The organism is Kaistia terrae (assembly GCF_026344005.1).
Taxonomy (GTDB): Bacteria; Pseudomonadota; Alphaproteobacteria; order Rhizobiales; family Kaistiaceae; genus Kaistia; species Kaistia terrae.
This window is the reverse complement of the sequence record NZ_JAPKNH010000007.1, coordinates 227,723-253,262: the sequence shown is the minus strand read 5'-3', so window position 1 is coordinate 253,262 and position 25,540 is coordinate 227,723. Positions and strand designations below refer to the sequence as shown.

22 protein-coding genes are annotated in these 25,540 nt (G+C 64.1%); 8 read left to right on the top strand and 14 right to left on the bottom strand.

The window, feature by feature from the left end; genetic code table 11:
* Positions 1 to 65: 65 nt before the first annotated feature.
* From OSH12_RS19465 to OSH12_RS19420, 10 genes are all read right to left on the bottom strand, one after another.
* Positions 66 to 1,199 carry an amino acid ABC transporter permease gene (locus tag OSH12_RS19465; RefSeq protein WP_266345268.1) on the bottom strand — a complete coding sequence of 378 codons (1,134 nt, stop codon included), beginning with the start codon at positions 1,197 to 1,199 and terminating at the stop codon, positions 66 to 68.
* Complete coding sequence (locus OSH12_RS19460) at positions 1,196 to 2,362, bottom strand: amino acid ABC transporter permease (RefSeq protein WP_266345267.1); 1,167 nt, start codon at positions 2,360 to 2,362, stop codon at positions 1,196 to 1,198. The genes OSH12_RS19465 and OSH12_RS19460 overlap by 4 nt, the downstream gene beginning before the upstream one ends.
* Before the next feature lie 13 nt (positions 2,363 to 2,375).
* Positions 2,376 to 3,347: an amino acid ABC transporter substrate-binding protein gene (locus OSH12_RS19455; protein ID WP_380224981.1), complete on the bottom strand. Its 972-nt coding sequence runs from the start codon at positions 3,345 to 3,347 to the stop codon at positions 2,376 to 2,378.
* Between the two features lie 241 nt (positions 3,348 to 3,588).
* On the bottom strand, positions 3,589 to 3,927 hold the full coding sequence (locus OSH12_RS19450) for a hypothetical protein (RefSeq protein WP_266345265.1): 339 nt from the start codon (positions 3,925 to 3,927) through the stop codon (positions 3,589 to 3,591).
* Positions 3,924 to 4,718, bottom strand: a complete 795-nt coding sequence (locus tag OSH12_RS19445; RefSeq protein WP_266345264.1) for an ABC transporter ATP-binding protein — start codon at positions 4,716 to 4,718, stop codon at positions 3,924 to 3,926. The genes OSH12_RS19450 and OSH12_RS19445 overlap by 4 nt, the downstream gene beginning before the upstream one ends.
* Complete coding sequence (locus OSH12_RS19440; protein ID WP_266345263.1) at positions 4,712 to 5,710, bottom strand: ABC transporter permease; 999 nt, start codon at positions 5,708 to 5,710, stop codon at positions 4,712 to 4,714. Before OSH12_RS19440 ends, OSH12_RS19445 begins: the two co-directional genes overlap by 7 nt.
* A gap of 7 nt (positions 5,711 to 5,717) precedes the next feature.
* The gene (locus OSH12_RS19435) at positions 5,718 to 6,752 is read right to left on the bottom strand and encodes an ABC transporter substrate-binding protein (protein WP_266345262.1); all 1,035 of its coding nucleotides are present in this window, start codon (positions 6,750 to 6,752) and stop codon (positions 5,718 to 5,720) included.
* 47 nt (positions 6,753 to 6,799) lie between these two features.
* Complete coding sequence (locus OSH12_RS19430) at positions 6,800 to 8,110, bottom strand: O-acetylhomoserine aminocarboxypropyltransferase/cysteine synthase family protein (RefSeq protein ID WP_266345261.1); 1,311 nt, start codon at positions 8,108 to 8,110, stop codon at positions 6,800 to 6,802.
* A 39-nt stretch (positions 8,111 to 8,149) separates the two neighbouring features.
* Positions 8,150 to 9,193: an isopenicillin N synthase family dioxygenase gene (locus tag OSH12_RS19425; protein WP_266345260.1), complete on the bottom strand. Its 1,044-nt coding sequence runs from the start codon at positions 9,191 to 9,193 to the stop codon at positions 8,150 to 8,152.
* A gap of 303 nt (positions 9,194 to 9,496) precedes the next feature.
* The gene (locus OSH12_RS19420; RefSeq protein WP_266345259.1) at positions 9,497 to 10,927 is read right to left on the bottom strand and encodes an aldehyde dehydrogenase family protein; all 1,431 of its coding nucleotides are present in this window, start codon (positions 10,925 to 10,927) and stop codon (positions 9,497 to 9,499) included.
* Positions 10,928 to 11,379: 452 nt separating this feature from the next.
* Here OSH12_RS19420 and OSH12_RS19415 point away from each other — a divergent pair, with 452 nt between their 5' ends.
* From OSH12_RS19415 to ku, 8 genes are all read left to right on the top strand, one after another.
* A complete protein-coding gene (locus tag OSH12_RS19415; protein ID WP_266345258.1) occupies positions 11,380 to 11,469 on the top strand; it encodes a K(+)-transporting ATPase subunit F in 90 nt (29 codons plus the stop codon).
* A gap of 52 nt (positions 11,470 to 11,521) precedes the next feature.
* Complete coding sequence (gene kdpA / locus OSH12_RS19410) at positions 11,522 to 13,225, top strand: potassium-transporting ATPase subunit KdpA (RefSeq protein ID WP_266345257.1); 1,704 nt, start codon at positions 11,522 to 11,524, stop codon at positions 13,223 to 13,225.
* A gap of 238 nt (positions 13,226 to 13,463) precedes the next feature.
* Positions 13,464 to 15,536, top strand: coding sequence for a potassium-transporting ATPase subunit KdpB (gene kdpB, locus OSH12_RS19405; protein ID WP_266345256.1), 2,073 nt, complete (start codon positions 13,464 to 13,466; stop codon positions 15,534 to 15,536).
* An 11-nt stretch (positions 15,537 to 15,547) separates the two neighbouring features.
* Complete coding sequence (gene kdpC, locus OSH12_RS19400; protein ID WP_266345255.1) at positions 15,548 to 16,117, top strand: potassium-transporting ATPase subunit KdpC; 570 nt, start codon at positions 15,548 to 15,550, stop codon at positions 16,115 to 16,117.
* 66 nt (positions 16,118 to 16,183) lie between these two features.
* The gene (locus OSH12_RS19395; RefSeq protein ID WP_266345254.1) at positions 16,184 to 18,886 is read left to right on the top strand and encodes a sensor histidine kinase; all 2,703 of its coding nucleotides are present in this window, start codon (positions 16,184 to 16,186) and stop codon (positions 18,884 to 18,886) included.
* Positions 18,883 to 19,575 carry a response regulator transcription factor gene (locus OSH12_RS19390; RefSeq protein WP_266345253.1) on the top strand — a complete coding sequence of 231 codons (693 nt, stop codon included), beginning with the start codon at positions 18,883 to 18,885 and terminating at the stop codon, positions 19,573 to 19,575. The genes OSH12_RS19395 and OSH12_RS19390 overlap by 4 nt, the downstream gene beginning before the upstream one ends.
* A gap of 63 nt (positions 19,576 to 19,638) precedes the next feature.
* Positions 19,639 to 20,091, top strand: coding sequence for a PTS sugar transporter subunit IIA (locus tag OSH12_RS19385; protein WP_266345252.1), 453 nt, complete (start codon positions 19,639 to 19,641; stop codon positions 20,089 to 20,091).
* Positions 20,092 to 20,167: 76 nt separating this feature from the next.
* On the top strand, positions 20,168 to 20,968 hold the full coding sequence (gene ku / locus OSH12_RS19380) for a non-homologous end joining protein Ku (protein ID WP_266345251.1): 801 nt from the start codon (positions 20,168 to 20,170) through the stop codon (positions 20,966 to 20,968).
* Positions 20,969 to 21,026: 58 nt separating this feature from the next.
* Here the strand turns inward: ku and OSH12_RS19375 are convergent, their stop codons facing one another.
* From OSH12_RS19375 to OSH12_RS19360, 4 genes are all read right to left on the bottom strand, one after another.
* Positions 21,027 to 22,073, bottom strand: coding sequence for a Gfo/Idh/MocA family protein (locus OSH12_RS19375; protein ID WP_266345250.1), 1,047 nt, complete (start codon positions 22,071 to 22,073; stop codon positions 21,027 to 21,029).
* 7 nt (positions 22,074 to 22,080) lie between these two features.
* A complete protein-coding gene (locus OSH12_RS19370; RefSeq protein ID WP_266345249.1) occupies positions 22,081 to 22,914 on the bottom strand; it encodes a carbohydrate ABC transporter permease in 834 nt (277 codons plus the stop codon).
* Between the two features lies 1 nt (position 22,915).
* Entirely contained in the window at positions 22,916 to 23,830 is a 915-nt protein-coding gene (locus OSH12_RS19365; protein ID WP_266345248.1) for a carbohydrate ABC transporter permease, read from the bottom strand.
* A gap of 150 nt (positions 23,831 to 23,980) precedes the next feature.
* Complete coding sequence (locus OSH12_RS19360; RefSeq protein ID WP_266345247.1) at positions 23,981 to 25,429, bottom strand: extracellular solute-binding protein; 1,449 nt, start codon at positions 25,427 to 25,429, stop codon at positions 23,981 to 23,983.
* Between the last annotated feature and the right edge of the window lie 111 nt (positions 25,430 to 25,540).

The following is a 25,540-nucleotide window of genomic DNA, read 5'->3' as shown; positions in this document are numbered from 1 at the left end:
ATCTTCTATGCCAAGCCACATGCTCGTTGAAGTCAATTGAGCTCAGTTCGGGCACTCGTCTCTTCTCAAGCGGAGCGCGTCCTGTGGCGCGTGCCTTCGCGGTTGGCATGGCCTACCCGCAGCCGGCTTTCGAGCCAGAGGCTGTAGCGCGAGGCGGCGTAGCTCAGGCTGAAATAGATCAGCGCGGCGAAGGTGTAGGCTTCGCTATAAAAGCCGTTCCAGTTGACGTCGGTCGCTGCCACTCGCGCTGTATTCAGGAAGTCGAACAGGCCGATGACGATCACCAGCGTCGTATCGAGGAACAGGCCGATGCCGAGATTGACGAAGGCCGGAATGACCGCGCGCAGCGCCTGCGGCAGGACGACGAGCCGCATCGTCGTGGCCCAGGAAAGCCCGAGCGAGCGAGACGCTTCATATTGGCCAGCCGGCAGGGATTGCAGACCGGCGCGGACAATCTCGGCCATATAGGCGGCGACGAACAGGATGATGGCGATTTGCGCCCGGGCGAGCTTGTCGATCGCCGCACCGGCCGGCAGCATCAACGGGAAGATCAGCGTCGAGACATAAAGGACGGCGATCAGCGGCACGCCGCGCATCACCTCGATGAAGGCGACCGCCATCCAGCGCAGCAGCCGCATCTTCGACCGCCGCGCCAGCGCCAGCGCGATCCCGAGCGGAAACGCGCCGGCAAAGCCGATGACCGAGAGCAGCACCGTCAACGGGAAGCCGCCCCATTTGTCGGTCGGGACCAATTGGCGGGTGAGCGCGCCGGACATAACCGCAAGAGCCGCGCCGAGGACAACAATCCAGACGAGGACGAGGCGGCGGTTCCAGAAGCGCGGCATGCCGGTGGCGACGACAAGCGAGCCCACCAGGGCCACGGCGATCGCCGCCTGCCAATCGCGGTCGTTCGGATAGAGGCCGAACAGGATGAAGCGGCTCTTCTCGGCGATAAAGGCCCAGCAGGCGCCGGAGCGTTCGGCGCAATCCTTGGCCGTGCCGGACCAGGTGGCGTCGATGAGCGCCCAGCGCAGGAAGGGCGCGACGACGAACAGCACGAAAGCGACGAAGCCGAGCGTGATGGCCAGATTGACCGGCGAGCCGAACAGGCCGCGCCGCCAGAGCGCCCAACGCGCCGAGCCGGTGAGCCGATTGCGTTCGGGGGAGCGACGGATGGATTCCGACAGCGCCATCGTCATCGCCCGAGCCCCTTCAGGGCATAGCGCGTATTGTAGCGGTTCATGGCGAAGGAGACGGCGAAGCTGATGGTCAAATAGACCGCCGCCATGATCAAGATCGTCTCCAGCGCCTGGCCGGTCTGGTTGGCGGCGGTGTTGATGATCGAGACGAGATCGGGATAGCCGATGGCGACCGCCAGGCTCGAATTCTTGGTCAGACTCAGATAGCTCGATGTCATCAGCGGCGTGATCACCCGCATTGCCTGCGGCAACACGATCTTGCGGAAGATCAGGCCCCGATGCAGGCCGAGCGAGCGCGCTGCCTCCCATTGGCCTTGGGGAACCGACTGGATGCCGCTGCGGACGATTTCGGCGATCAGAGCCGAGGCGTTGACGACCAGCCCGACCAGCAGCGCCGCGAACTCCGGCGTCAGCGACAGGCCGCCGGTGATGTTGAACCCCTTTAGCGATGGGATTTCGGCGCGCAGATTTCCTGTCGAGGCAAGGGTAAAAATGACCAGAAAGAAGCCGGCTAAGGAAAGCGTGGCGACGATGCGGCCGGACAGCGCGAACCGGCGTCGCAGCAGAGGCAAAAGCAGCGCCGCGGCGAGGCTGATCAGGGCGATCGCCTCGGCCGCGCCGCTTTCGAAACGGAACGCCGGGATATAGATGCCGCGATTGGAGAGATAGACGCCGGCGACCGGCTCGAAGGCTTTTCGCGCGGCTGGCAGGGCGTGAAACGTGGCGCTCCAGAAGAAGAGCTGCAGCAGCAGCGGCGTGTTGCGGATCAGTTCGACATAGGCGCGGACCGAGCCGGAAAGCAGCGGATTTTCCGACATGCGGGCGAGCCCGAGTGAAACGCCAAGAATCGTCGCCAGAATGCAGCCGACGGCGGACACCAGCAGCGTGTTGAGCAGGCCGACGAGGATGGCGCGGGCAAAGCTGCTTTGCGACGAATAGGCGATCAGCGTTTCGCCGATCTCGAAATTCGACGGCCGCGAAAGGAAGGCGAAGCCGGGCGTGATGCCGACGCGGCCCATATTGGTCGCCATGGTCTGGCCGAGGAAGCCGAAGGCGGCCAGCACGCCCACAAACAGAAAGATCTGGGTGAGCGGACGCTCACCCAGAAGGTTCTTCAGGAGAGGAGAGCCGGGCGCCGTAGCGTCCGGGCCGATCGCGGTCATGGACCCTTTGCGCCTAGCGGAACGGCGGCGAATAGAGCAGGCCGCCCTGCGTCCAGGGCTGGTTGTAGCCGCGCTCGAAGCCGACCGGCGTCGACTTGCCGATATTGCGCTCGAAGATCTCGCCGTAATTGCCGAGGTTCTTGATGATGTTGTAGGCGAACTTCGGATCGAGGCCGATCGCCTCGCCAAGCGACGGATCGACGCCGAGGAAGCGCTTGATCGCGGGATCTTCGCTGGTCAGGAAGCTGTCGACATTTTCCTTGGTGATGCCGAACTCTTCTGCCTGGATCGTCGCATAGACGGTCCAGTTGACGATTTCGAGCCACTGGTCGTCGCCGGCGCGGATGGCGGGCGCCAGCGGCTCCTTCGACAGGCGCTCCGGCAGCAGCAGGAATTCATCCGGCTTGGCAAACTGCGCGCGCTTCAGCGCGAGATCGGACGCGTCCTGCGTCAGCGCGTCGACGCGGCCGGTCTCCAGCGCCGAGACGAATTCCTTGGTGTCCTCGATGACGACAGGCGTGAACTTCTTGTCGTTCTTGCGGAAGAAGTCGGCGATGTTGAGTTCTCCGGTCGTGCCGCTCTGGACGCCGATGGTGGCGCCGTCGAGTTCCGAACCCTTCGTGACGCCAAGCGACTTGGCGACCAGCAGGCCCTGGCCGTCATAGAAGATGATCGGGCCGAAATGGAAGCCGAGCTTGAACGAGCGGGTGATGGTCTGCGTCACGCCCGAGAGGAGCACGTCGAACTCGCCCGCCTGCAGGGCCGGCAAGCGCTGCTGCGGCGAGGACGAAGTGAACTCGACCTTGTCCGGATCGTTGAAGACCGTGATCGCCAGCGCACGGCCGAAATCGATGAAGAAGCCCTGCCACTTGCCGTTGCTGTCGGGCGAGAAGAAGCCGGGCAGCGTGCCGACGCCGACCTTGATCTGGCCGCGCGACTTGATCTTGTCGAGCGTCTCGCCGGCCTGCGCCGCACCAGCCAGCATCGACGCCGAGACCAGCAAGGCGCCAAGCGTAGCGACAGTCTTCGTCACAATATTTCGATTAAAAATCGCCATGATTCATCATTCCTCGAACGGGCCATGCCCGTCTGGGTTCAATCAATTGTTGTTTATTCTGCAAACCGTGCGGCTCAGCCCCGCGAGACTTCGATGATCATTCCATCAACATCGATGAATGGCGAAGCATGGCTGCTCACGAAACGGGCAAAATGCAGGAAAATCCATTTCAATTCTTCCCGCCCAGTTGCGATCCTGTTCCCGCCCTCGCCCCGACGAACTGGAATGCCGCGGCGGCCATCGTCAGCGCGGCTCCGGCCCAGAACAGTCCTTCCCAGTAGCGGGTGATGCCAAACCAGTGACCTGCGCCGCAGAGCGACATGGCGAGCGAGCAAAGGTCCGAGGTGTTGACGAGGCAAGGCACCGCCGCCTGGATCGAAAGGCTGGTATTCGCCGCCACATTGCCAAAGACGAGACCCCACCAGGCGAGTGCGACGACGAGCGACACGATCCCGGCGAAAAGTAGCGTCGTTGCAACGACATCGCTCCGGGAAACGCGCTGGCTCATATCGCCTCGCTGACGCCGAGAAGCTGCAGGATCTCGCGCCGCAGCGCGATCAGCTCGGCGCCGCCGCGATGGCGCGGATGGGGAAGCTCGACGCGCCGCTCGCCAAGGATGCGGGCCGGCCGATCGCTAAAGATGATGACGCGATCGGCGAGCAGCAGCGCCTCCTCGACATCATGGGTGACGAGCAGCGCGGTGAAGCCGGATTGCTGCCAGAGCGACAGCAATTCGCCCTGCATGGTGAGGCGGGTCAGTTGGTCGAGCTTGCCGAGCGGTTCATCGAGCAACAGCAGGCGCGGATCGTTGACGAGCGCGCGGGCAAGCGCCGCACGCTGCGCCATGCCGCCGGAAAGCTGGTGCGGAAAGGCGTCGGCGAATTCGGTCAAGCGCACGCGGGCGATCGCCTCGTCGATGCGGTGGCCTTCCGTCTTGAGCCGGCCCTGCGCCTCAAGCCCGAGCGCAACATTGCGGCGAACAGTGCGCCAGGGGAACAGCGTCGGATCCTGAAAAACCAGCACGCGGGATGGATCGGGTTTTTCCACCGGCACGCCATCGGCGAGCACGCTGCCCGTCTCCGGCTGTTCGAGCCCGGCGACGAGGCGCAACAGCGTCGACTTGCCGGAGCCGGACGGACCGAGCAGCGCCACGCAGGTGCCCGGCTCGATGACGAGGTCGATGTTTTCCAGCACCGCCAGCCGGCCGGATGGCAGGTCATAGGCGTGCGAGACGTTGCGCAGTTCGATGGCGAGGCCGGTCGTGACAGGCTCAGGAGCCGAGGCGAGGACCGCTACCATTGCACGATCCCCTTCTGCCAGCCGAGCAGGCGGTCGCGTCCGACGAAGAGCAGCTTGACCAGCCCCGAGCAAAGCAGCGCCATCAGGATCAACGCGGCATAGACATTGGCATAGGCCGAATAGGCGGTCTGGAACTGCAGATACCAGCCGAGCCCGTATTTGGCGCCGAGCATCTCGGCGATGACGAGGACGGCGAAGGAGGAATAGAGGCCCATGAACAGGCCGACGAAGACGTTGGGCAGCGCCGCCGGGATCGCCACCTTCAGCACGAGGAAACGCCGGTCGGCGCCGAGCGTTCGGGCGACGTCGTAAAGCGAGCGGTTGACTGAGGCGACGCCGGAGGCGGTCAGGATGATCACCGGAATGCCCGACGCGAGCGCCACCAGGAAGATCGACGCGCCGAAGGTGGTCGGGAAGATGAAGAAGGCGCTGGGGATCCAGGCGCTGGCAGGCACCGGTCCGATCAGTTTCAGCAGCGGCATGCCCCAATAGCTGAAGCGCTTCGACCAGCCGAGCGCGACGCCGACGATGAAGCCGATGGCGATACCGGAGAAAAAGCCGAGGCCCCAGAGGCGCAGCGAATAAAGCACGCAGACCAGCAGCCGGTCCCAGTCCGTCAGATAGACATGCAGCAGCCCCTGCGGAGGCGAGAAGAACGGTTTTGGCAGCCAGCCGAGCTTGGCGGTCGAGACCTCCCAGGCGGCCAGCCAGAGGCCGAGCGCGATCCACCACGGTCCGTAATGGACCAGCTTGCGGCCGATGGCGCCGAGACGATGGACGGTGAAGGCGAGCTCGAGGAAAGCGCCGGCGCCGATCACCAGCAGCAGGGCGAACAGCTTCGTCTGGCCCCAGGGCACGACATCGGTGAAGCCGACCGTGACGGCCGCCGCCAGTAACCAGCTTGCCGCAGCCAACAGGCCATTGCGCCAGATGTCGCCAAAAAGTGCCGAAGACGCGAGCGCGCCTCCGGCTGTTTGCGTGGTGTCGGCCATGTCTCGCTCAGGCGAGCAGATTGGCGGTGACGCGCTGTGCCAGTTCGGCCGGGTCGGTCGAGGCGTCGATCACCTTGATCAGTTGCAGATCCTCGGCCGCCCATTTTACCTGCTCGACCAGTTCCGGACCGATCGGGTGGATGTGATAGACGAAGGAACCGAGATCGTCGGAGAGATCGGCCAGTTCCAGATCGGGCTTGAGGTTTTCGAGATACCACTTCGCCACTTCTTCCGGATGCTTGCCGGTATATTCGTGGATCTCGATATTGGCCTCGGCCAGACGACGAACGGCGTCGCGGTTGGCTTCCAGGAACGGGCCGTTGACGCCGAGCACGCAGCAGACCTTGTCGGCGAAGATGCCGGTCTGGGTGTTGGCGATCTCGACCAGGTCGTATTTCTTCTTGAGCGAATAGGCCCAGGGATCGAGATGGGCGAGCGCATCCGCCTCGCCGCGATCGACCGTCGCGCCGACGAGATCGAACGGCACGGCCTTCCAGTTGACGTCCTGCTCGGGATCGATGCCGGCGCGGGCGAGCGCGATCTGGAACGAGTGCTTCGGCGGGCTGGCCGGGTCATAGCTGACGATGGTCTTGCCCTTCAGCCCTTCCAGCGTGGTGATGCCGGATGCCTTCGAAGCGAGGAGGCGGGTGCAGCCGCCATGCGAGCCGACGAAGAGCTTGACGTCTAGACCCTGCTCCAGCGGCTTGACCCAGTCGAGCAGCAGGCCGGCGCCGGCATCGGCCTTGCCGGTCGCCAGTGCCTGCACCAGCGTCTGCCCGCTGGCGCCCTGGTAGAACAGCTCGACATCGAGATCGTGCTTTTCGTAGATGCCCTTGGCGACGCCGAAGGCGATCGGCGAATGGCAGGCGGCAAACTCGGTCCAGGCGAGCCGGATCTTGGTGCGGTTGCCGGCGCGGGCCGAGAAGGTCGGCGCGACGCCGAGGAAGGCGGCGCCGGCCAGCACGCCGCCCCCTGTCAGGGCCGTGCGCCGTGAGATGCGGCGACCGAACAGCGAAGGCTTCTTTCCGTCGAGAATGCTCATGGCGATTTCCTGAAAAGGGGGTGGCAATGTCCTGAAAGGGTGGTGGGTCAGGCGCGGTCCAGCGCCTGGGCGAGGTCGGCGATGATGTCGTCGGGATGCTCGATGCCGATCGAGAGGCGCACATAGCCGGGCGTCACGCCGGTCGCGAGTTGCTCCTCGACGGAAAGCTGCGAATGGGTCGTCGTCGAGGGATGGATGGCGAGCGAGCGCGCATCGCCGATATTGGCGACGTGATAGAAGAGCCGCAGCGCGTTGATGAAGGCGCGCCCGGCATCCCGGCCACCCTTGACCTCGAAGCCGACCAGCGCACCCTTGCCGCCATTCAGGTAGCGATCGGCCCGTTCCTTGGCGACGCCGCTCTGCAAGCCCGGGAAGATCACTTTCTCGACCTTGGGATGGGCCTCGAGGAAGCTTGCGACCTTGATGGCGTTTTCATTGTGCTGGCGGATGCGCAGCGGCAGCGTCTCCAGCCCCTGGATGAACTGGAAGGCGGCAAAGGGCGAGATCGCCGCGCCGATATCGCGCAACAGCACGGCGCGGGCGCGCAGCACATAGGCGATCGGACCCAGCGGCTTTGCCTTCTCCAGCCAGGTCGCGCCGTGATGGCTCGGGTCCGGCTCGTGCAGATTGGGGAAGCGCTCCGGATGGTCCGCCCAGGGGAAATTGCCGCCATCGACGATCAGCCCGCCGATCGTCGTGCCGTGACCGCCGATATATTTCGTTGCCGAATAGACGACGATCGCCGCGCCATGATCGAGCGGACGGATGGTGAGGGGTGCCGCCGTGTTGTCGACGATCAGCGGCACGCCAAACGAACGGCCGATGGCGGCGACCTCGGCGATCGGGAACACTTCGAGACGCGGATTGGGCAGCGATTCCGCGTAATAGGCGCGGGTGCGGCTGTCGGTGGCGCGGCGGAAATTCTCCGGGTCGGACGGATCGACGAACCGCGTCTCGACGCCGAGATTCTTCAGCGTCGCGTTGAACAGCGCATAGGTGCCGCCATAGAGGCCGGTCGAGGAAACGATGTTGTCGCCCGGCCGGGTCAGGTTGAGGATCGAATAGGCTGAAGCCGCCTGGCCGGAAGCGAGCGCCAGCGCCGCGACGCCGCCCTCGATCGCCGCGATCCGCTGCTCCAGCGCGTCCTGCGTCGGGTTGCCGACGCGGGTGTAGATGTAGCCGAGTTCGTCCAGCGCGAAGAGCCGGTCGGCGTGGTCGGTGTCCTGGAACTGGAACGAGGTGGTCTGGTAGATCGGCACGGCGACGGCGCCGGTCGCCGGATCGGCGCGATAGCTTCCGCCATGCACGGCGATGGTCTCGAAGCGCTTGGTCTCGAATTTGGTCGGCTGGAAGGTCATGGTGCGTCTCCGGCTGCCGAGGGAATTTGGATGGAGGGACTAGTAGGCCGAGGCAGGTTCGCGCTTGGCCTTGGCGTCGATGAGATCGGCGTAGTGGCGCTCGGCCACGTCGGGATGCGAGCGCAGGCGTCCCTTGAGGTAGTTCTGGCCGATCTCGCGGAAGAGCGGATTGAGTGGGTCGGCGGTCGGGCCGAGCGCTTGCGCCGCGAGATCCGCGCCGAGATCGAGCAGCGGGATATGCGCGTCGAGGGCGGCGCCCAGGAAGAAGGCGACCGAGAGCCGGTCCTTGCCGGCCGGTGGCGTCACGACGCGGTGGACGGTAGCGCGGAGGAAGCCGTTCGAGGCCATCTCCAGCACTTCACCGATATTGACGATGAAGGTGCCGGGGACCGGCGGCGCATCGATCCAGGTGCCGTCATCGGCCTCGACCTGCAAGCCGCCCTGCACATCCTGCAACAGCAACGTCAGGAAGCCGCCATCCTTGTGCGCGCCGACGCCCTGGTCGCCGCCGGTGGCGTCGCGGCCGGGATAGCGGATCAGCTTGATGTGCTGGATCGCGCCTGTCTCGTAGATCGGCGCGAAAACGTCCTTGTCCTGCCGCAGCGCCAAAGCGAAGGCTTCCAGCACGCGGATACCGAGATCGGTCAGTTGGCGCTGCCATTCGAGCACGACAGGCTTCAGTTCCGGCAGCGTCGCCGGCCACTGGTTCGGTCCCTGCAAGCGCGCCCAGTCCGGCGTGCCCGGCGTGCGCGGCAGCACATCGCGCTCGGATGAAAAGTCGATTTGCTCGCGCCAATCGGCCTGGCCGCGCGTCACCTCCAGCCCAACCCGCGTATAGCCGCGGAAATGGGGCGAGTTGGCCATTTCAATCGCCAGCTTGTCTTCATCGGGCAACTGGAAGAAGCGTCGCGACAATTCTACAATCTCGCGAGTAATATTTTCGGAAATTCCATGTCCGGTCAGGTAGAAAAAACCAACATCGCGGGCCGTTACGCGAAGTTCTTCGAGAAATTTGTCTCGTTCAGCCGGTCCGGCGTCAAAGCGGGAGATGTCGAGAGTCGGCAAGGTCTTGGCTGATGTCATTTTTATCGTCCCGTGGCGCGGCCGGAATTTTCAAAGGCAGCATCAAATTCGAGACAATCTTAGAACTGCCAGTCAGGCAGTGAAGAAACGCCATTCTCTTGTTGTCGCGTCGCGGAGATCATTGTGGCCGTGAACGGCGGTCGGCGCGCAAGGACGCGCGAGCACCGGCGTGGCGACGGTCGACGATCACGGTGGTTTGTCGGCCAACATCAGGTTGGGATCTGCCGCGCCGGGCAGACGCACTCCGGCAGAACTGGTGTTGCGAGAAAGGGAACCGGCGGCGACGCCGGTTCCCTTTCTAAGTCAGGCGGCCTCGTAGCCGAGGATGCCCTTGGTCTCGAGGAAGTCTTCCAGGCCGTATTCGGCATATTCGCGGCCGTTGCCGGACTGCTTGTAGCCGCCGAACGGGATGCCCGAATCCCAGGCCGGATAGTTGATGTGGACGGCGCCCGCCCGCATTTTGGTCGCGGCGTCGCGCGCCGTCTGCAGATCGGCCGACTGGATGTAGGCGGCGAGGCCGTAGACCGTGTTGTTGGCTTCCTCGATCGCCTCTTCGACGCTGTCATAGGGCAGGATCGAAAGCACCGGCCCGAAGATCTCTTCGCGAGAAATCCGCATGTCCGGAGTCACGTCCGCGAAGACGGTCGGGCGGATGTAGTAGCCGCGGTTGAGATCGGCCGGGCGGCCGGGACCGCCGGCAACCAGCGTCGCGCCCTCGGCGATGCCGCTTTCGATCAGGCTCTGGATCTTGTCGTATTGCACCTGGCTGACGACCGGGCCGAGCTTGGTGTTCGGCGCATCGGCCGGGCCGACGACGAATTTCTCGGCCGCCTCGCGGGCATAGCCGATGACTTCATCCTGTCGGTCGCGCGGCACGAACATCCGCGTCGGCGCGTTGCAGGACTGGCCGCTATTGCCGAAGCAATTGGCAACGCCCTTCGGCACGGCGACGGAGAAATCCACATCCGGGAACAGGATGTTGGCCGACTTGCCGCCCAGTTCCTGCGCCACGCGCTTGACCGTTTCGGCTGCGGCCTTGGCCACCAGGATACCGGCGCGGGTCGAGCCGGTGAACGACATCATGTCGATGTCGGGATGGCTCGAAAGCGCCTCGCCGACCGTCGGGCCATCGCCATTGACGAGGTTGAACACGCCGGGGGGGACGCCGGCCTCGTCGAGGATCTCGGCGAAGATGATGGCGTCGAGCGGCGCGATCTCGCTCGGCTTCAGCACCATGGTGCAGCCAGCGGCCAGCGCCGGCCCGACCTTGCAGGTGATCTGGTTCAGCGGCCAGTTCCATGGCGTGATCAGGCCGACGACGCCGATCGGCTCCTTCACCACCAGCGAGGTGCCCTTGGCGTGCTGGAACGAAAAGTCCTTCAGCACCTCGATGATCTTCTCGAGATGGGCGCGGCCGATGCCGACCTGGCTGTCGAGCGCGAAGGGAAGCGGCGCGCCCATCTCGCGAGAGATGGCATAGGCGAGGTCGTCGGCGCGCTTGTTGTAGACGGAAAGGATGCTGCGCAGCAGCTCCAGCCGTTCGGCCGGCTTGGTGAAGCCGAAGGTGGCGAAGGCGCGTTTGGCGGCGGCGACGGCCTTGTCGACATCGGCCTTCGAGCCCAGCGAGATCTGCGCGAAGGCGTCCTCGTTGGAGGGGTCGATCACGTCGATGACCTTCGGAACGACCGGGTCGACCCAGGCACCATCGATATAGAACTGCAACTCGTGCGACATGGAAATCCTCCCGTTGGTTCCGTTGGCTTACAGTTTGGCGACGGACCGATCGATGTTCAACCGCCTATCGCACCCGAGGCATTCTTGCCGGGAGGTAGTCGGGTCATGCCTGCCTTCTATGGCTGGGCACCGACTGGGGATGTCCGGGCATTCCCGCCAATTCCTATAAGATTTTTATATCTTAGCCGCTTGGCCGCTCTCGAACGCCTATGCGGTTCGAGGCCATATTCCCTGCAGACTTTCATCAAGGTGGCAGAGCCTGGCGCAGTCGATGCGCCGGTCCTTGCCGCTATCGATCGTCGTCGGGGCGCACGCGATGCGTCGAGACGATGCGAAAACTGCAAGGAGCCATGATCATGGACTTTATCGTCGTGGGGATAGGCGTCGTTTTCTTCGCCATATCCTTCTTCTACGTCCGCCTCTGCGAAATTCTATAGCCGGAGGAGAGAGTTATGTTTGTTGATTACATGCTTGGCGGCGCCGTCACGGTGTTCCTGCTCATCTACCTGACCTACGCGCTGGTGCGCCCGGAACGGTTCTGATCGCCGGCGCGCGATCTCCCTCTCAAGGCGCCATTCTCGGAAAGCACGTCAAATGACCGTCAACGGTTGGATACAGATCCTGGTCTTCTGCGGGATCATCATCGCGCTCGTGAAGCCGCTCGGCGGCTACATGACCCGCGTCTTCAACGGCGAGCGCACGATACTCTCCATCATCTTCGGGCCACTCGAGCGCGGGCTGTATAAGCTTGCCGGGACCAGCGACCGCGAGGAGCAGCACTGGACCACCTATACGGGCGCGTTCCTGCTGTTCAATTTCGCCGGCTTCCTGCTGCTTTACGTGATGCAGCGGGTACAGGGCTCACTGCCCTTCAACCCGGCCGGCATGGGCGCCGTGCCGCCGGAGCTCGCCTTCAACACTGCCACCAGCTTCGTCGCCAACACCAACTGGCAGAACTATGGCGGCGAAAGCACGATGTCGTATCTCGTGCAGATGGCGGGGCTGAACGTCCAGAACTTCGTCTCCGCCGCCTCGGGCATCGCCATCGCCATCGCGCTGATCCGCGCCTTCTCGCGCAAATCGGGCAAGACGCTCGGCAATTTTTGGGCCGACCTCGTCCGCGCCACCCTCTATGTGCTGCTGCCGATCTGCGTCGTCGGCACGCTGGTTCTGGTCTGGCAGGGCGTGCCGCAGAACCTCAATCCTTATACTGTCGCCACCACGCTCGAAGGCGCGCAGCAGACCATCGCGCAGGGGCCAGTCGCCTCGCAGATGATGATCAAGCATCTCGGCACCAATGGCGGCGGCTTCTTCAACGCCAACGCCGCGCATCCGTTCGAGAACCCGACCGCATTCGCCAATTTGATCCACATGGTGATGATCTTCGCCATTGGCGCGGCGCTGACCAACGTCTTCGGCCGCATGGTCGGCAGCGAGAAGCAGGGCTGGGCGATCCTCGCCGCCATGGGCGTGCTGTTTATCGCCGGCGTCGTCATCTGCTACTGGGCGGAAGCTGCAGGCAATCCGCTTGTCCATGCCCTCGGCATCGACGGCGGCAACATGGAGGGCAAGGAGGCGCGCTTCGGCATTGTCCTCTCGGCGTTGTTCGCCGTCGTGACCACGGCGGCTTCCTGCGGCGCGGTCAATGCGATGCATGACAGCTTCATGGCGCTCGGCGGCATGATCCCGATGATCAACATGATGCTGGGCGAGATCATCGTCGGCGGCGTCGGCGCCGGATTCTACGGCATCCTGCTGTTCATCATCATTGCGATCTTCGTCGCGGGTTTGATGGTCGGTCGTACGCCAGAGTATCTCGGCAAGAAGATCGAGGCCAAGGAGGTCAAGATGGCGATGCTCGCCGTGCTTTGCCTGCCCTTGACCATGCTCGGCTTCACGGCCATCGCCATCGTGCTACCGACCGGCCTTGCCTCGATCGCCAATCCTGGTCCGCACGGCTTCTCCGAGGTGCTCTATGCCTATACCTCGGCGGCGGCCAATAACGGCTCGGCCTTTGGCGGCCTGTCGGGCAATACGCCCTGGTACAATCTGACCCTCGGCCTGGCCATGCTGATGGGCCGCTTCCTGGTCATCATCCCGGCCATGGCGATCGCCGGGTCGCTGGTGACGAAGAAGGTCTCGCCCGCTTCCGCCGGCACCTTCCCGACGCATGGGCCACTCTTCGTCGGCCTGCTGGTCGGCGTCATCCTGATCGTCGGCGGACTGACCTTCTTCCCGGCGCTGGCGCTGGGCCCGATCGTCGAGCACCTCGCCATGATCCAGGCACCGGGACTGTGAGGAGACACCATGAGCTATCGTTCGTGGCTAGCCACTCCGCACCTCGTCCGGTCTCTCCGTTCCCCTCGCGCCGGTTTGGCGCGGGGGGAGGGCGGAGCACCCCGCGCGTCCACCCTCATCCTGGGGCTGACCCTGGCGCTGTTCGCAGTCGCGCTGGTCGTTGAACTTTTCATCCGGTCGATCGCGGCGAGCTGAAGCTCGGACCGCCTGTCACCGGAACACCAAGCTGGAGTCTCCTATGAGCCAGTCCAAATCCGCGAGCATCATGGACGCTCGCATCCTCGTTCCTGCCATTAGCGGCGCGTTCAAAAAGCTCGATCCGCGCAGCCTGGCGCGCAACCCGGTGATGTTCGTCGTCGCCGTCGTGTCGGCGCTGACAACCATCCTGTTCCTGCGCGATCTCTTGACCGGCGGCGCCAATCTCGGCTTCTCGCTGCAGATCGTCATCTGGCTGTGGTTCACGGTGCTGTTCGCCAATTTCGCCGAGGCCGTCGCCGAAGGGCGCGGCAAGGCGCAGGCGGAATCGCTCCGCCGTACCCGCACCGAGACGCAGGCCAAGCTGCTTTCCGGCAGCGAGCGCGACGCATTCCGGCTCGTGCCCGGCACCAGCCTGAAAGTCGGCGATGTCGTGCTGGTCGAGGCCGGTGACATCATCCCGTCCGATGGCGAGGTCATCGAGGGCGTCGCCTCGGTCAACGAGGCGGCGATCACGGGTGAGTCCGCCCCCGTCATCCGCGAATCCGGCGGCGACCGCTCGGCCGTCACCGGCGGCACGCAGGTGCTGTCCGACTGGATCCGCGTCCGCATCACCGCCGCCGCCGGCTCGACCTTCATCGACCGGATGATTGCGCTGGTCGAGGGTGCCGAACGGCAGAAGACGCCGAACGAGATCGCACTCAACATCCTGCTCGCCGGCATGACGCTGATCTTCGTGCTCGCCGTCGTCACCATCCCGAGTTTTGCCAACTATGCCGGCGGCTATATTCCGGTCGTCGTGCTGGTGGCGCTGTTCGTCACCTTGATCCCGACGACCATCGGCGCGCTGCTTTCGGCGATCGGCATCGCCGGAATGGACCGGCTGGTGCGCTTCAACGTGCTTGCCATGTCGGGCCGCGCCGTCGAGGCGGCCGGTGATGTCGACACGCTGCTGCTCGACAAGACCGGCACGATCACGCTCGGCAACCGCCAGGCGACCGAGCTTCGCCCGGTGCGCGGCGTCACCGAGCAGGAGTTGGCCGACGCGGCGCAACTGGCCTCGCTCGCCGACGAAACGCCGGAAGGCCGCTCGATCGTCGTGCTCGCCAAGGAGAAATACGGCATCCGCGCCCGCGACATGCAGAGTTTGCATGCGACCTTCGTGCCGTTCACGGCGCAGACCCGCATGAGCGGCGTCGATTTCGATGGTTCGTCGATCCGCAAGGGCGCGGTCGAGGCGGTGCTGAAGCATGTCGACCTGGCAACGGTCGCCACCGGCGGCAACCGGGCAAGCGCCAGCACGATCCGCGAGATCCAGACGATCGCCGACGACATCGCCAAGTCGGGCGGCACGCCGCTGGCCGTGGTTCGGGATGGTCGCCTGCTCGGCGTTGTCCACCTCAAGGACATCGTCAAGGGCGGCATCAAGGAGCGTTTCGCCGAGCTTCGCCGCATGGGCATCCGCACTGTGATGATCACCGGCGACAACCCGATGACGGCGGCGGCCATCGCGGCCGAGGCGGGTGTCGACGACTTCCTCGCCCAGGCGACGCCCGAGATGAAGCTGGCGCTGATCCGCGAGGAGCAGGCCAAGGGCAAGCTGGTAGCGATGTGCGGCGACGGCACCAACGACGCTCCGGCGCTGGCGCAATCCGATGTCGGCGTGGCGATGAACACGGGTACCGTCGCGGCGCGAGAAGCCGGCAACATGGTCGATCTCGACAGCGATCCGACAAAACTCATCGAGATCGTGGAGATCGGCAAGCAGTTGCTGATGACGCGCGGCGCGCTGACCACCTTCTCGATCGCCAACGACGTCGCCAAGTATTTCGCCATCATCCCGGCGATGTTCCTGGCCTTCTACCCACAGCTCGGCGCGCTCAACATCATGGGCCTCGCAACGCCGCAAAGCGCGATCCTGTCGGCGATCATCTTCAACGCGCTGATCATCGTCGCGCTGATCCCGCTGTCGCTGAGGGGCGTCAAATACCGGGCCGTCGGCGCCGGAGCCCTGCTGTCGCGCAACCTGCTGATTTACGGGGTCGGCGGTCTCATCGTGCCATTTGCCGGCATCAAGGCCATCGACATGGCCATCACCGCCCTTGGCCTCGTCTGAAGGATATTCCCATGTTGAAACAGCTTCGCCCCGCGATCTTCATGATCGTCGCGCTCACCATCATCACCGGCCTGATCTATCCGCTGGGCATGACCGGCATCGCCCAGGCGCTGTTCCCGCACCAGGCCAATGGCAGCCTGATCGAGAAAGACGGCAAGGTGATCGGTTCGGAACTCATCGGCCAGAACTTTACCTCCGAGCGCTATTTCCACGGCCGTCTCTCGGCCGCCGGCAAGGGCTATGACGCGGCCGCCTCCGGCGGCTCCAATCTCGGCCCGAGCAACCCGGCCCTGATCGAGCGCATCAAGGCCGATGTTGAAAAGCTGAAGGCGGAAAACCCGAACGCCGCCGTGCCGATCGACCTCGTCACTACCTCGGGCAGCGGCCTCGACCCGGACATCTCGCCGGAGGCTGCCTTGTTCCAGGTGCCCCGCGTCGCCAAGGCGCGCGGGCTGGACGAAGTCACGGTCAAGGCGTTGGTCGACAGCCATGTCGAAGGCCGGCAACTCGGCTTCATGGGCGAGCCGGTCGTCAACGTACTCGCCTTGAACCTTGCGCTGGACGCTGCCGGCGCGCAATGACAGGGAGTGTCGGAACCTGTGCTCTGGCGCCGGTTCCGGCCGTTTGGACAGATGGGTCACGATTGGATGCCTGACGACAGTCGAGACGCGCCGAGCCGGCCATCGCCGGACGCCCTGCTGGAGCGCGCGACACGCGAGACGCGCGGCCGGCTGAAGATATTCCTCGGCGCGGCGCCGGGCGTTGGCAAGACCTACGAGATGCTGATGTCCGGCCGCGCCCGAAAGGCAGACGGCGTCGACGTTGTCATCGGCGTGGTCGAGACGCATGGCCGGGCGGAGACCCAAGCGCTGGTCGAAGGTTTTGAAGTCATCCCGCGCAGAATCGTCGATTATCGCGGCCGGGTGCTCGAAGAGATGGACATCGACGCCATCCTCGCGCGGCGGCCGGCGCTGGTGCTGGTCGACGAGCTGGCGCATACCAATGCCGAGGGCAGCCGCCACCCCAAGCGCTATCTCGATGTCGAGGAGATCCTGGCGCGCGGCATCGACGTCTACACGACTCTCAACATCCAGCATGTCGAAAGCCTGAACGACGTCGTCGCCCAGATCACCCGCATCCGGGTGCGGGAGACCGTGCCGGATTCGATCATCGACCGCGCCGATGACGTCGAGGTCATCGACCTGACGCCGGACGACCTGATCAAGCGCCTGCACGAGGGCAAGGTCTATTTCGCCGGCACGGCCAAGCGGGCAATCGAGAACTATTTTTCGCCCGGCAATCTGACCGCGCTGCGCGAGCTTGCGCTTCGCCGCACGGCGCAGCGGGTCGACGAGCAGCTCGTCAGCCACATGCAGGCCCATGCCATCTCAGGCCCCTGGGCGGCGGGCGACCGCGTGCTTGTCTGTATCGACGAGCAGCCCCGCAGCGCGTCGCTCATCCGCTATGCGCGGCGGCAGGCGGACCGGCTGCGGGCTCCCTGGGCAGCGCTTTACATCGAGACGGCGCGTTCGGCCGGATTGCCGGAGGCGGCGAAGGATCGTGTCGCCGCGACGTTGCGGCTGGCCGAACAACTGGGCGGCGAGGCGATCACGCTGCCGGGCCAGGATGTGGCGCGCGACATCGTCCGCCACGCGATGGCCTCCAACGCTACGCACATCATCGTTGGCAAGCCGACCAAGTCGCGCTGGCGCGAGACGGTCGAAGGTTCTGTCTCGCATGATTTGATCCGGCTTGCCGGCGACATCAGCGTCCATGTCATTTCCGGCGACGATCGCGAGGCCCCGCCGGCGCGCGAGGTGGCGCTGGCCACGCCTTCCCGGTTCAAGCCGCGGCCCTATGCGCTCGGTGTCTTCTATGTTGGCATCGCGCTCGCCTTCGCCATGCTGTTGCTGCACGTGCTCGATGTGCGCAATCTCGCGCTGGTCTTCCTGATGGCGGTGCTGGCATCGGCCGTCACGGCCGGGCTGTGGCCGGCCTTGTTCACCTCGGTGGTATCGGCGCTCGCCTTCAACTTCTTCTTCCTGCCGCCGCTCTACACGCTCGACATAGGCGACCCGGAAAGCGTCATCGCCTTCGTTTTCTTCCTCGGCGTCGCGGTCATCGCCAGCAATTTGACCGCCCGCGTCCAGCGACAGGCCGCCGCCGCGCGTCAGCGCGCCCGCACGACCGAGGGGCTGTATCTGTTCAGCAAGAAGCTGGCCGGCGCCGGTACGCTCGAGGACGTGCTCTGGGCGACCGTCTACCAGATCGCCTCGATGCTGAAGGTGCGTGTCGTCGTGCTGCTGCCGGAAAACGGCACGATCGCGGTTCGCGCCGGGTACCCACCGGACGATACGCTGGTCGACGCCGACATCGCGGCCGCGCGCTGGGCCTGGGAGCATAATCGCCCGGCCGGTCGCGGCGCCGATACGCTGCCCGGCGCCAGGCGACTCTATCTGCCGTTGCGCACCGGACGCACAGCCGTCGGCGTCGTCGGCCTCGACGATGACGGGCAGGGCCCGCTGCTGACGCCGGAGGAGCAGCGGCTGTTCGACTCGCTCGCCGACCAGGCGGCGCTCGCCATCGAGCGGATCGAGCTGGTCGCCGATGTCGACAGGGCAAGGCTCGCTGCCGAGGCGGATCGGTTGCGCTCGGCGCTGTTGACCTCAATCTCGCATGACCTGAAGACGCCGCTCGCCGCCATCATGGGCGCGGCAGAGGCACTGCGCGATTATCCGAAGGCGATCCCCGAGGAAGATCGTGTCGAACTGCTCTCGACCGTCATTGACGAGTCGGAGCGGCTGCACCGTTTCATCGCCAATCTACTCGACATGACGCGGATCGAATCCGGCGCGATGGAGCCGAATGCCTCGCCCCACTATGTCGGCGATGTCGTCGGCACGGCGCTTCGCCGCGCCACCAAGATCCTGGCGCAACACGAGGTCCAGGTGGCGATCCCTGCCGATTTGCCGATGGTGCGGCTGGATCCTGTTCTGTTCGAACAGGTGTTGTTCAACCTGTTCGACAATGCCGCGAAATATGCGCCGGACGACACGACAGTCCGGATCCAGGGTTGGACCGATGGCGGTTTTGTGCTGCTGCAGGTGATGGATGAGGGGCCGGGCATTCCGCCCGCCGACCTTGAACGCGTCTTCGATACCTTCTATCGCGTGCGCAAGTCCGATCAGGTGCGGGCTGGAACCGGGCTCGGGCTTTCGATCTGCCGCGGCTTTGTCGAGGCGATGGGCGGCACGATCCAGGCCGAAAACCGAGCGGATCGTTCCGGCGCGGTGTTCACGATCAGGATGCCGGTGTCCGCCGACATCGCCACGCTGGAAGAGCTGTCATGACCGGTCCAACGGTAAAGATCCTGGTCGTCGATGACGAACCGCCGATCCGTCGGCTGCTGCGGGTCGGGCTGACGTCGGAAGGCTTCAGCGTCGATGAAGCGACCAATGCCCGCGACGCGATCGAGCACGTCAAGGCAGAGCGGCCGGACCTGATCCTGCTCGATCTCGGCCTGCCGGACATGCCCGGCCATGATCTTCTCGGCCGCTGGCGGAGCGAATTGCTGGAACTGCCGATCGTCGTGCTTTCCAGCCGCACCGATGAGGGCGGCATCGTTCGGGCGCTGGAACTCGGCGCCGACGACTACGTCACCAAGCCCTTCGGCATGAAGGAACTGGTAGCGCGGATTCGCGTTGCCCTCCGCCACAAGCTGCAGCAGCAGGGCGAGAAGCCGATCTTCCAGACGGGCGAATTATCCGTCGATCTGGTCAAGCGGATCGTCAAACTCGGCGAGCGGGAAATCAAACTGTCACCGAAAGAGTACGACATCCTGAGAATTCTGGTACAGCACGCGGGAAAAGTCCTGACGCACCAATACCTGTTGAACCAGGTTTGGGGCGGATCGACGGATGTGCAATATCTGCGGGTCTATGTACGACAGCTCCGGCAGAAGATTGAGCGTAAGCCGGATCAGCCGGAATACATCACGACGGAAACCGGGGTTGGTTATCGGTTGCGCGAAGTCGAGTGAACGAAATTGGCACGGGTTGTGCCTGGATCTGATGCGCTACGTGGCGCCGATGCGAGTGAGACTATGAATCTTTCCGAATTCATCAAGCCCGAAAGCGTGATGATCGATTTGCCGGCGCCTTCCAAGACGAAGCTGCTGCGCAGCCTGTCGGAACAGGCCGCGCTGATGTTGGGCCTTCCGGCCGACGACATCTTCCAGGCCATCTACAATCGCGAAAAGCTGGGTTCGACCGGTGTCGGCGAGGGCGTTGCGATCCCGCATGCGCCGGTTCCGGGACTCGAAGTCCCGTTCGGCATGGTGGCCCGGCTGAAGAAGCCGATCGATTTTGAATCGATCGACGATATCCCGGTCGACATCGTCTGCCTGCTCCTGATGCCCGGCCAGAACTCCGGCGGCTATCTGAACGTGCTCGCCAGCATGGCCCGCAAGCTGCGCTCCTCCAAGGTCGTGAAGTCGATCCGCCAGGCAGGCCTGCCGGAGCAGGTCTATACGGCACTCTGCGAAGAGACGGCCTGACCGGTTCGGGCTGGGCCGGAACCTCCGGCCCGCCTGATGCATTGGTCCCCCGTTGCAACCCAACGGAGGCCGCATCATGGCGCCGCGTTCGTTCTGGAAGGGCTATCTGAAGCTCTCGCTCGTGACGTGCCCGGTGGCGATGATCCCTGCCACGACCGACAACGAGAAGGTCCGCTTTCACACGCTGAACCGCGCCACCGGCAACCGGGTGGTGAGCGAGTATGTCGACAGCGCGACCGGCGAGGCCGTCGAGGACGACGAGCAGGTCAAGGGCTACCAGCGCGGCGAGGATGAGTATTTGATGCTCGAGGATGACGAGATCGATTCCGTCGCCCTCGAGAGCACGCGCACTATCGACATCGAGATGTTCGTGCCGCGCGATGACATCGGTTGGATCTGGTACGACAAGCCGCATTATCTGGTGCCGGACGATCCAGTCGGCGAAGAGGCCTTTTCGGTCATTCGCGACGCGATGGCGGCAACCGAGACGGTCGGGATTTCAAGGCTTGTGCTCTATCGACGCGAGCGTGCCGTGATGCTGAAGCCGCGTGAAAACGGCATCGAGCTTTGGACGCTGCACTATGGCGACGAGATCCGCGACGAGACCAATTATTTCGAGGGTCTTGGCGAGGCGAAGCCTGATCCGAAATTGATGGAGATGATGCAGACCCTGATCCAGGAGCGCACCAAGCCGTGGTCGCCCGCCATGGCCACCGACCCGGTGCAGGATCGGCTTTTGGAGATCATCGCCGCCAAGAAAAAGGGCAAGAAGCCGGCCGCGCGCAAGGCTGCGCCGGAGACGAAGGGCAATGTCGTCAGCATCCTCGACGCCCTGCGCAAGAGCATCGCCTCGGAGACCAAGCCCAAAGGACGTTGAAGCGGCGGCGCGAAGCAACGCGCCGCCGCCCTTTTCCATGAGATAGGCCTGCGGACGGTCAGGCGACGCCGTCGGACAGAGTGATGGTCGTGCCGGACGCGGCTGCCTGTTCGATCGCTGCCAGTACGCGCGTCACTTGCAGGCCGTCGCGCGCGTCGGCAATGACCGGCGCATCGGTCGCGACCGCGTCAATGAAGCGGGCAATCGCTTCCATGACGAAGCCACCGATGCGACCACCGGCAGCCGGCGTGACGCCGAAGAGGTCGGCCGTGCGAAGACCGGGTCCGGTGAACTTCCGGAAAGGCCCTGCCTGGGTCGGTTCTACCTGGACCAGCCCCTTCTCGCCGACGATCTCGATCTTGAAATCGACGATGTTGGGCATGTCGTTCGGCAGCACCCAGCTGTTTTCCAGCGAGATCACCGCGCCATTCTCGAACTCCAGCACGGCGACATGCACGTCGGCGGTGTCGACGCCCTGCGAGGCGAGGAAGCCGCGGCGTACCATGGCCTGGACGCGCTTGACCTCGGAACCCATGACAAAGCGCAAGGCATCGACGGAGTGGCTGCCGAGGAACCACAGCGCCGACGATTTGCTGGCCCAGGAAAGCAGCTCGAACGGCACGAACAGCGTGTTGGAGAGGCGCGCGGCGCCATGTAGCGGCAAGCCGATGTCGCCGGCGGCAATCGTATCGCGAAGGGCGACGATGGCCGGGCTGACGCGATTGTGGAAATCGACCATCACCTTGCGACCGCTGCGATCCGCGGCATCGGCGATCGCCTCTGCTTCGGCGAGCGTCGTCGCCAGCGGCTTCTCGCTCATCACATGCTTGCCGGCCTGGATCGCCGCCAGCACGATGTCGCCATGGGCGAAATCAGGCGTCGCCACAGTGACGGCGTCGATGTCGGGGTCAGCCAACAGCTCGCGATAGTCGGTATAGGCCTTGGCCGCGCCGAACTGCTTCTGCATGTCGGCGACGCGCGCCGGGTCGAGATCGCAGACGGCGGCGAGCTCGGCGCCGTCGATGGCGCTCAGGGTCTTGCAATGGAACGAGCCCCAGAGGCCCGCCCCGACTACGCCGAAGCGAATTTTACGCGATGACGTCATTTCCGTTTCATCCTTTCACGGAACCAAAAGTCAGGCCTCGGACGACATAGCGGTCGAGCACGAGGAAGATCAGCATGGGGGGGATCATGGCGGCGACGGCGGCGGAGGCGATGAAGCCCCAGGTGACGCCGGCGGTGCCGAAATATTGCAGCGTGCCGACCGGCAGCGTCGTCGTGCTGCGATTGGCGAGAACCAGCGGGAAGGCCGCGTTGTTCCACGAGAACACGAAGGCGAACATCGAGGTGACGATCAGGCCCGGCATCACCATCGGCAGGATGAATTTCAGCAGGATCGTCGTCGTGCCGGCGCCGTCGATGCGGGCCGCTTCCTCGATCTCGATCGGCACCTCGTCGATGAACGAGCGCATCAGCCAGACCGAGAACGGAATGGTGAGAGTCTGCGAGATCAGGATCATCGAGAAGTAGGTGCCCTTGACGCCCGCCAGGCTGGCGAGGATCGAGTAGGGGATGAGAAAGGCGACCGGCGGCGCCATCAGCAGGCCGAGATACCAGAGCATGATGTGCTTGCGGCCGCGGATCTTGTAGCGCGACAGCGCATAGGCGGCCGGAAACGAGAACGGCAGGTTCAGCGCCACCGCCCCGACGGCGACGATCAGGCTGTTCAGCAGCTGCGGCGCGTTGTTGCCGGGATCGAAGAAGGTGTAGCGGATCGATTCCCAGTTCGGCTTGAACGAGAGAACGGGCGGCATGGAAAAGTAGGTTTCGGCCGGCCGGATCGCCAGCAGCACGAACCAGATGATTGGGCCGATGAATACCAGCAGCAACAGCACCATGGCTGCATAGCCGAGCAGACGGCCCGCGACGCTCTCCGAGCCTTCCATCTCAATCCCAATCCTTGAACGCGAAGAAGACAAACAGGCCGATGATCGCGTTGACGATGATCACCATCATCCACGTCATGGCGCTGGAAACGCCTATGTTGAAATCGACCATGCCGGCTTGATAAAGGCTGTAGCCAAGTGTCCGGCTCGACGTTCCGGGACCTCCCTTGGTCAGCACGACGACGAGATCGAAAGTATTGAAGATCTGCATGAAGCGCAGCATGACGATGATCAGCGCCGTCTTGCGGATCAGCGGCAGCTTGATGTGAAGCAATTGCTTCCAGGGCGAGACGCCGTCGATCTTCGCCGCCTCGACGATCTCGCCCGGAACAGCCAGCAGCGCTGCATAGAGGACGATCGCGAAGAACGGCGTCCACTGCCAGATATCGGCGAACAACACTGCCCAGAGCGCCGTCGACGGCGAGCCGAGCAGGCCGGCGGCGGGAAGCGGAATGCCGGCCGAGGTCAGCAGCCAGGGGATCAGCCCGCCATTCGGATCGTACATGTAGCGGAACAGGAACCCGACGACGATCGGCGCGATGGTCGTCGGCATGATCAGCAGCACGCGGGTCATCTTGATGCCGTGCAACCGGCGCAACAGCAGCAGCGCGATGGCGAGGCCGAGGCTGAACTGCACGGTCGTGCCGACCACCGTCATCAGCAGCGTCGTCCGCAGCGATTCCAGGAACATGCCGTTCGACAGCGCCATGCGGTAGTTGTCGAGGCCGATGAAACCCATCGGCGCAGGGCCCATCTGCAGGTTCCAGAAGTAGAAGCTGTTTTTCAGCGCGAACAGCAGCGGGAACGCGATCAGCGCCACCAGCAGCAGGATCGACGGGCTGATGAGAAGCCACGGCGTATAGTCGGGCAAGCGCCGTCGCGCCCGAGGCGGCGCGGCGATGGAAACTGCGGACATGGACGCTCCAATTGAAAAGAGAGAGCGAACGGGGCGGGGAGGGAGCACCCCGTCCGCTCTAGTCGAGCAAAGATCTTGGGACTCTTTGCTCTAGTCGTGGCCCGGAGCCGACGATCTCTTCGATATGAAGACGTCGGCTCCTAGCCAAACTCAGCTAAGCGACTTCAGCAGGCTCTTGGTCGCGTCCAGCGTGTCGGCATAGGACGCCTGCTGATACGGGATGAGGAAGTTGCCCTTCAGGATCGTCTCGAAATAGGTCGAGGTATCCGAGAGGCAGGCTTCCGGCGTCAGTTGCCCTGTCAGAACCTTGTTGAGGTTGAGGCCGTAAATGCCCTCGAGCGTCGTGTAGACCGGGGCCGGCGGACGGACGATCTTGCCGTTGCCGCGCTCGAGATCGCCGAGTTGGGCGGTCAGATGCGGATAGATCTTCAAGAGTTCCGCATCGCTGTAGAGCGACTTGCGGGCGAAGTCGGAGAACTGGTGGCCATACTTGTCGTAGAGGCCCATCGCCTTTTGCGTCTTGGCGGAGGTCGCCCATTTGACGAACTGCCAGGAAGCATCGCGGTTGGCCGAGTTGGCAGTGATGCCGAGGCTGTGGCCGCCGAGCGAAACCACCTGTTCACCCGGACCCTTGGGCAGGCGGGCCATGCCGAGCTTGTCGGCGACGACTGAGTCCTTGCCGCTCATATAGCCGTCCTTCTTGCAAAGGTAGGCATAAGGCGTCCACCAGTAGAACATGCCGACATCGCCCTTGGCGAAGCGCATGCCAGCGTCGAACCAGTTGTAACCGACCGATTCAGCCGGAGCATTCTTGTAGAGCTCGGAGAAGATCTTCAGCGCGGCGAGATTTTCCGGGCTGTTGATGGTCGGCTGGAAATCCCAGGGGGTGCCGGCCGGGAAGTCCTTGAACCAGCGCGTGCCCATGCTGGCGGCGAGCTGCGAATACATGTGGACGACGGGCGCTGGCTGCTGCCCGGCCAGCACGGTGCCACTCATCTTCTGGCCGTCGAAATCCTGGCCGTGCATCTTCTGGACGGCGGCGAGATACTGTTCCCAGGTCCAGCTGCCGTCTTCCGGCACGGCAATGCCGGCCTTTTCGGCAAAGTCCTTGCGGTAGAGAACCATCTGGCCATAGGCCGCGACGGGCAGCGTTCCGACCTGGCCGCGCCACGTATTCAGCGAATAGAGGACTTCGGGAATGTAGTCCTCGATGTTGGTGTCGCTATCCGCCTTGATGAATTCGTTGAGCGGCGTGATCCACTTGCTCTCGAGATACTGACCAAGCCACATCTGGTCGACGGAGATGACGTCCGCGTCCGGCTCGTTGCTGATGAAGGATGAGGTCAGGCGAGCCTGCAGCGCTTCAAGCGAAATCGCCTCGATTGCCAGCTTGATGCCGGTTTCCTGCTCGAACTGGCCCTTCAGGCCCTCGATTGCATAGTAGAAGGGGTCGCCGGCAAGCAAAACCCGCAAAGTCTTGTCGGCCGCCATGGCTCGGCGGGGCATTAATCCTCCGCCGATAGCCGCGGTTCCGGCCAGCGCCACGCCGCTTTTCAGCAGGCCGCGGCGGGAAAGGTTGAAATCGAATCCAGACTTCATGTTCCCACTCTCCTCTTGGAAGGTTTTTCGGCGCCAGATCTATGCCTGGAGCTCGTTCTTCAATGACGAACGCAATTATGGGTGCGAACAACAGCTTCGGTTCCCGACGAA

Bases quoted from the DNA above. Each gene is read 5' to 3' on its own strand.
- OSH12_RS19440 (WP_266345263.1), bottom strand. From the start codon at position 5,710: ATGGCCGACACCACGCAAACAGCCGGAGGCGCGCTCGCGTCTTCGGCA.
- OSH12_RS19385 (WP_266345252.1), top strand. From the start codon at position 19,639: ATGAATCTTTCCGAATTCATCAAGCCCGAAAGCGTGATGATCGATTTG.
- OSH12_RS19395 (WP_266345254.1), top strand. From the start codon at position 16,184: ATGCCTGACGACAGTCGAGACGCGCCGAGCCGGCCATCGCCGGACGCC.
- kdpB (WP_266345256.1), top strand. From the start codon at position 13,464: ATGAGCCAGTCCAAATCCGCGAGCATCATGGACGCTCGCATCCTCGTT.
- OSH12_RS19415 (WP_266345258.1), top strand. From the start codon at position 11,380: ATGTTTGTTGATTACATGCTTGGCGGCGCCGTCACGGTGTTCCTGCTC.
- OSH12_RS19370 (WP_266345249.1), bottom strand. From the start codon at position 22,914: ATGGAAGGCTCGGAGAGCGTCGCGGGCCGTCTGCTCGGCTATGCAGCC.
- OSH12_RS19435 (WP_266345262.1), bottom strand. From the start codon at position 6,752: ATGAGCATTCTCGACGGAAAGAAGCCTTCGCTGTTCGGTCGCCGCATC.
- kdpA (WP_266345257.1), top strand. From the start codon at position 11,522: ATGACCGTCAACGGTTGGATACAGATCCTGGTCTTCTGCGGGATCATC.
- OSH12_RS19455 (WP_380224981.1), bottom strand. From the start codon at position 3,347: ATGCTGGCTGGTGCGGCGCAGGCCGGCGAGACGCTCGACAAGATCAAG.
- OSH12_RS19465 (WP_266345268.1), bottom strand. From the start codon at position 1,199: ATGACGATGGCGCTGTCGGAATCCATCCGTCGCTCCCCCGAACGCAAT.
- OSH12_RS19375 (WP_266345250.1), bottom strand. From the start codon at position 22,073: ATGACGTCATCGCGTAAAATTCGCTTCGGCGTAGTCGGGGCGGGCCTC.
- OSH12_RS19460 (WP_266345267.1), bottom strand. From the start codon at position 2,362: ATGACCGCGATCGGCCCGGACGCTACGGCGCCCGGCTCTCCTCTCCTG.
- kdpC (WP_266345255.1), top strand. From the start codon at position 15,548: ATGTTGAAACAGCTTCGCCCCGCGATCTTCATGATCGTCGCGCTCACC.
- OSH12_RS19420 (WP_266345259.1), bottom strand. From the start codon at position 10,927: ATGTCGCACGAGTTGCAGTTCTATATCGATGGTGCCTGGGTCGACCCG.
- OSH12_RS19390 (WP_266345253.1), top strand. From the start codon at position 18,883: ATGACCGGTCCAACGGTAAAGATCCTGGTCGTCGATGACGAACCGCCG.
- OSH12_RS19430 (WP_266345261.1), bottom strand. From the start codon at position 8,110: ATGACCTTCCAGCCGACCAAATTCGAGACCAAGCGCTTCGAGACCATC.
- OSH12_RS19360 (WP_266345247.1), bottom strand. From the start codon at position 25,429: ATGAAGTCTGGATTCGATTTCAACCTTTCCCGCCGCGGCCTGCTGAAA.
- ku (WP_266345251.1), top strand. From the start codon at position 20,168: ATGGCGCCGCGTTCGTTCTGGAAGGGCTATCTGAAGCTCTCGCTCGTG.
- OSH12_RS19425 (WP_266345260.1), bottom strand. From the start codon at position 9,193: ATGACATCAGCCAAGACCTTGCCGACTCTCGACATCTCCCGCTTTGAC.
- OSH12_RS19450 (WP_266345265.1), bottom strand. From the start codon at position 3,927: ATGAGCCAGCGCGTTTCCCGGAGCGATGTCGTTGCAACGACGCTACTT.
- OSH12_RS19365 (WP_266345248.1), bottom strand. From the start codon at position 23,830: ATGTCCGCAGTTTCCATCGCCGCGCCGCCTCGGGCGCGACGGCGCTTG.
- OSH12_RS19445 (WP_266345264.1), bottom strand. From the start codon at position 4,718: ATGGTAGCGGTCCTCGCCTCGGCTCCTGAGCCTGTCACGACCGGCCTC.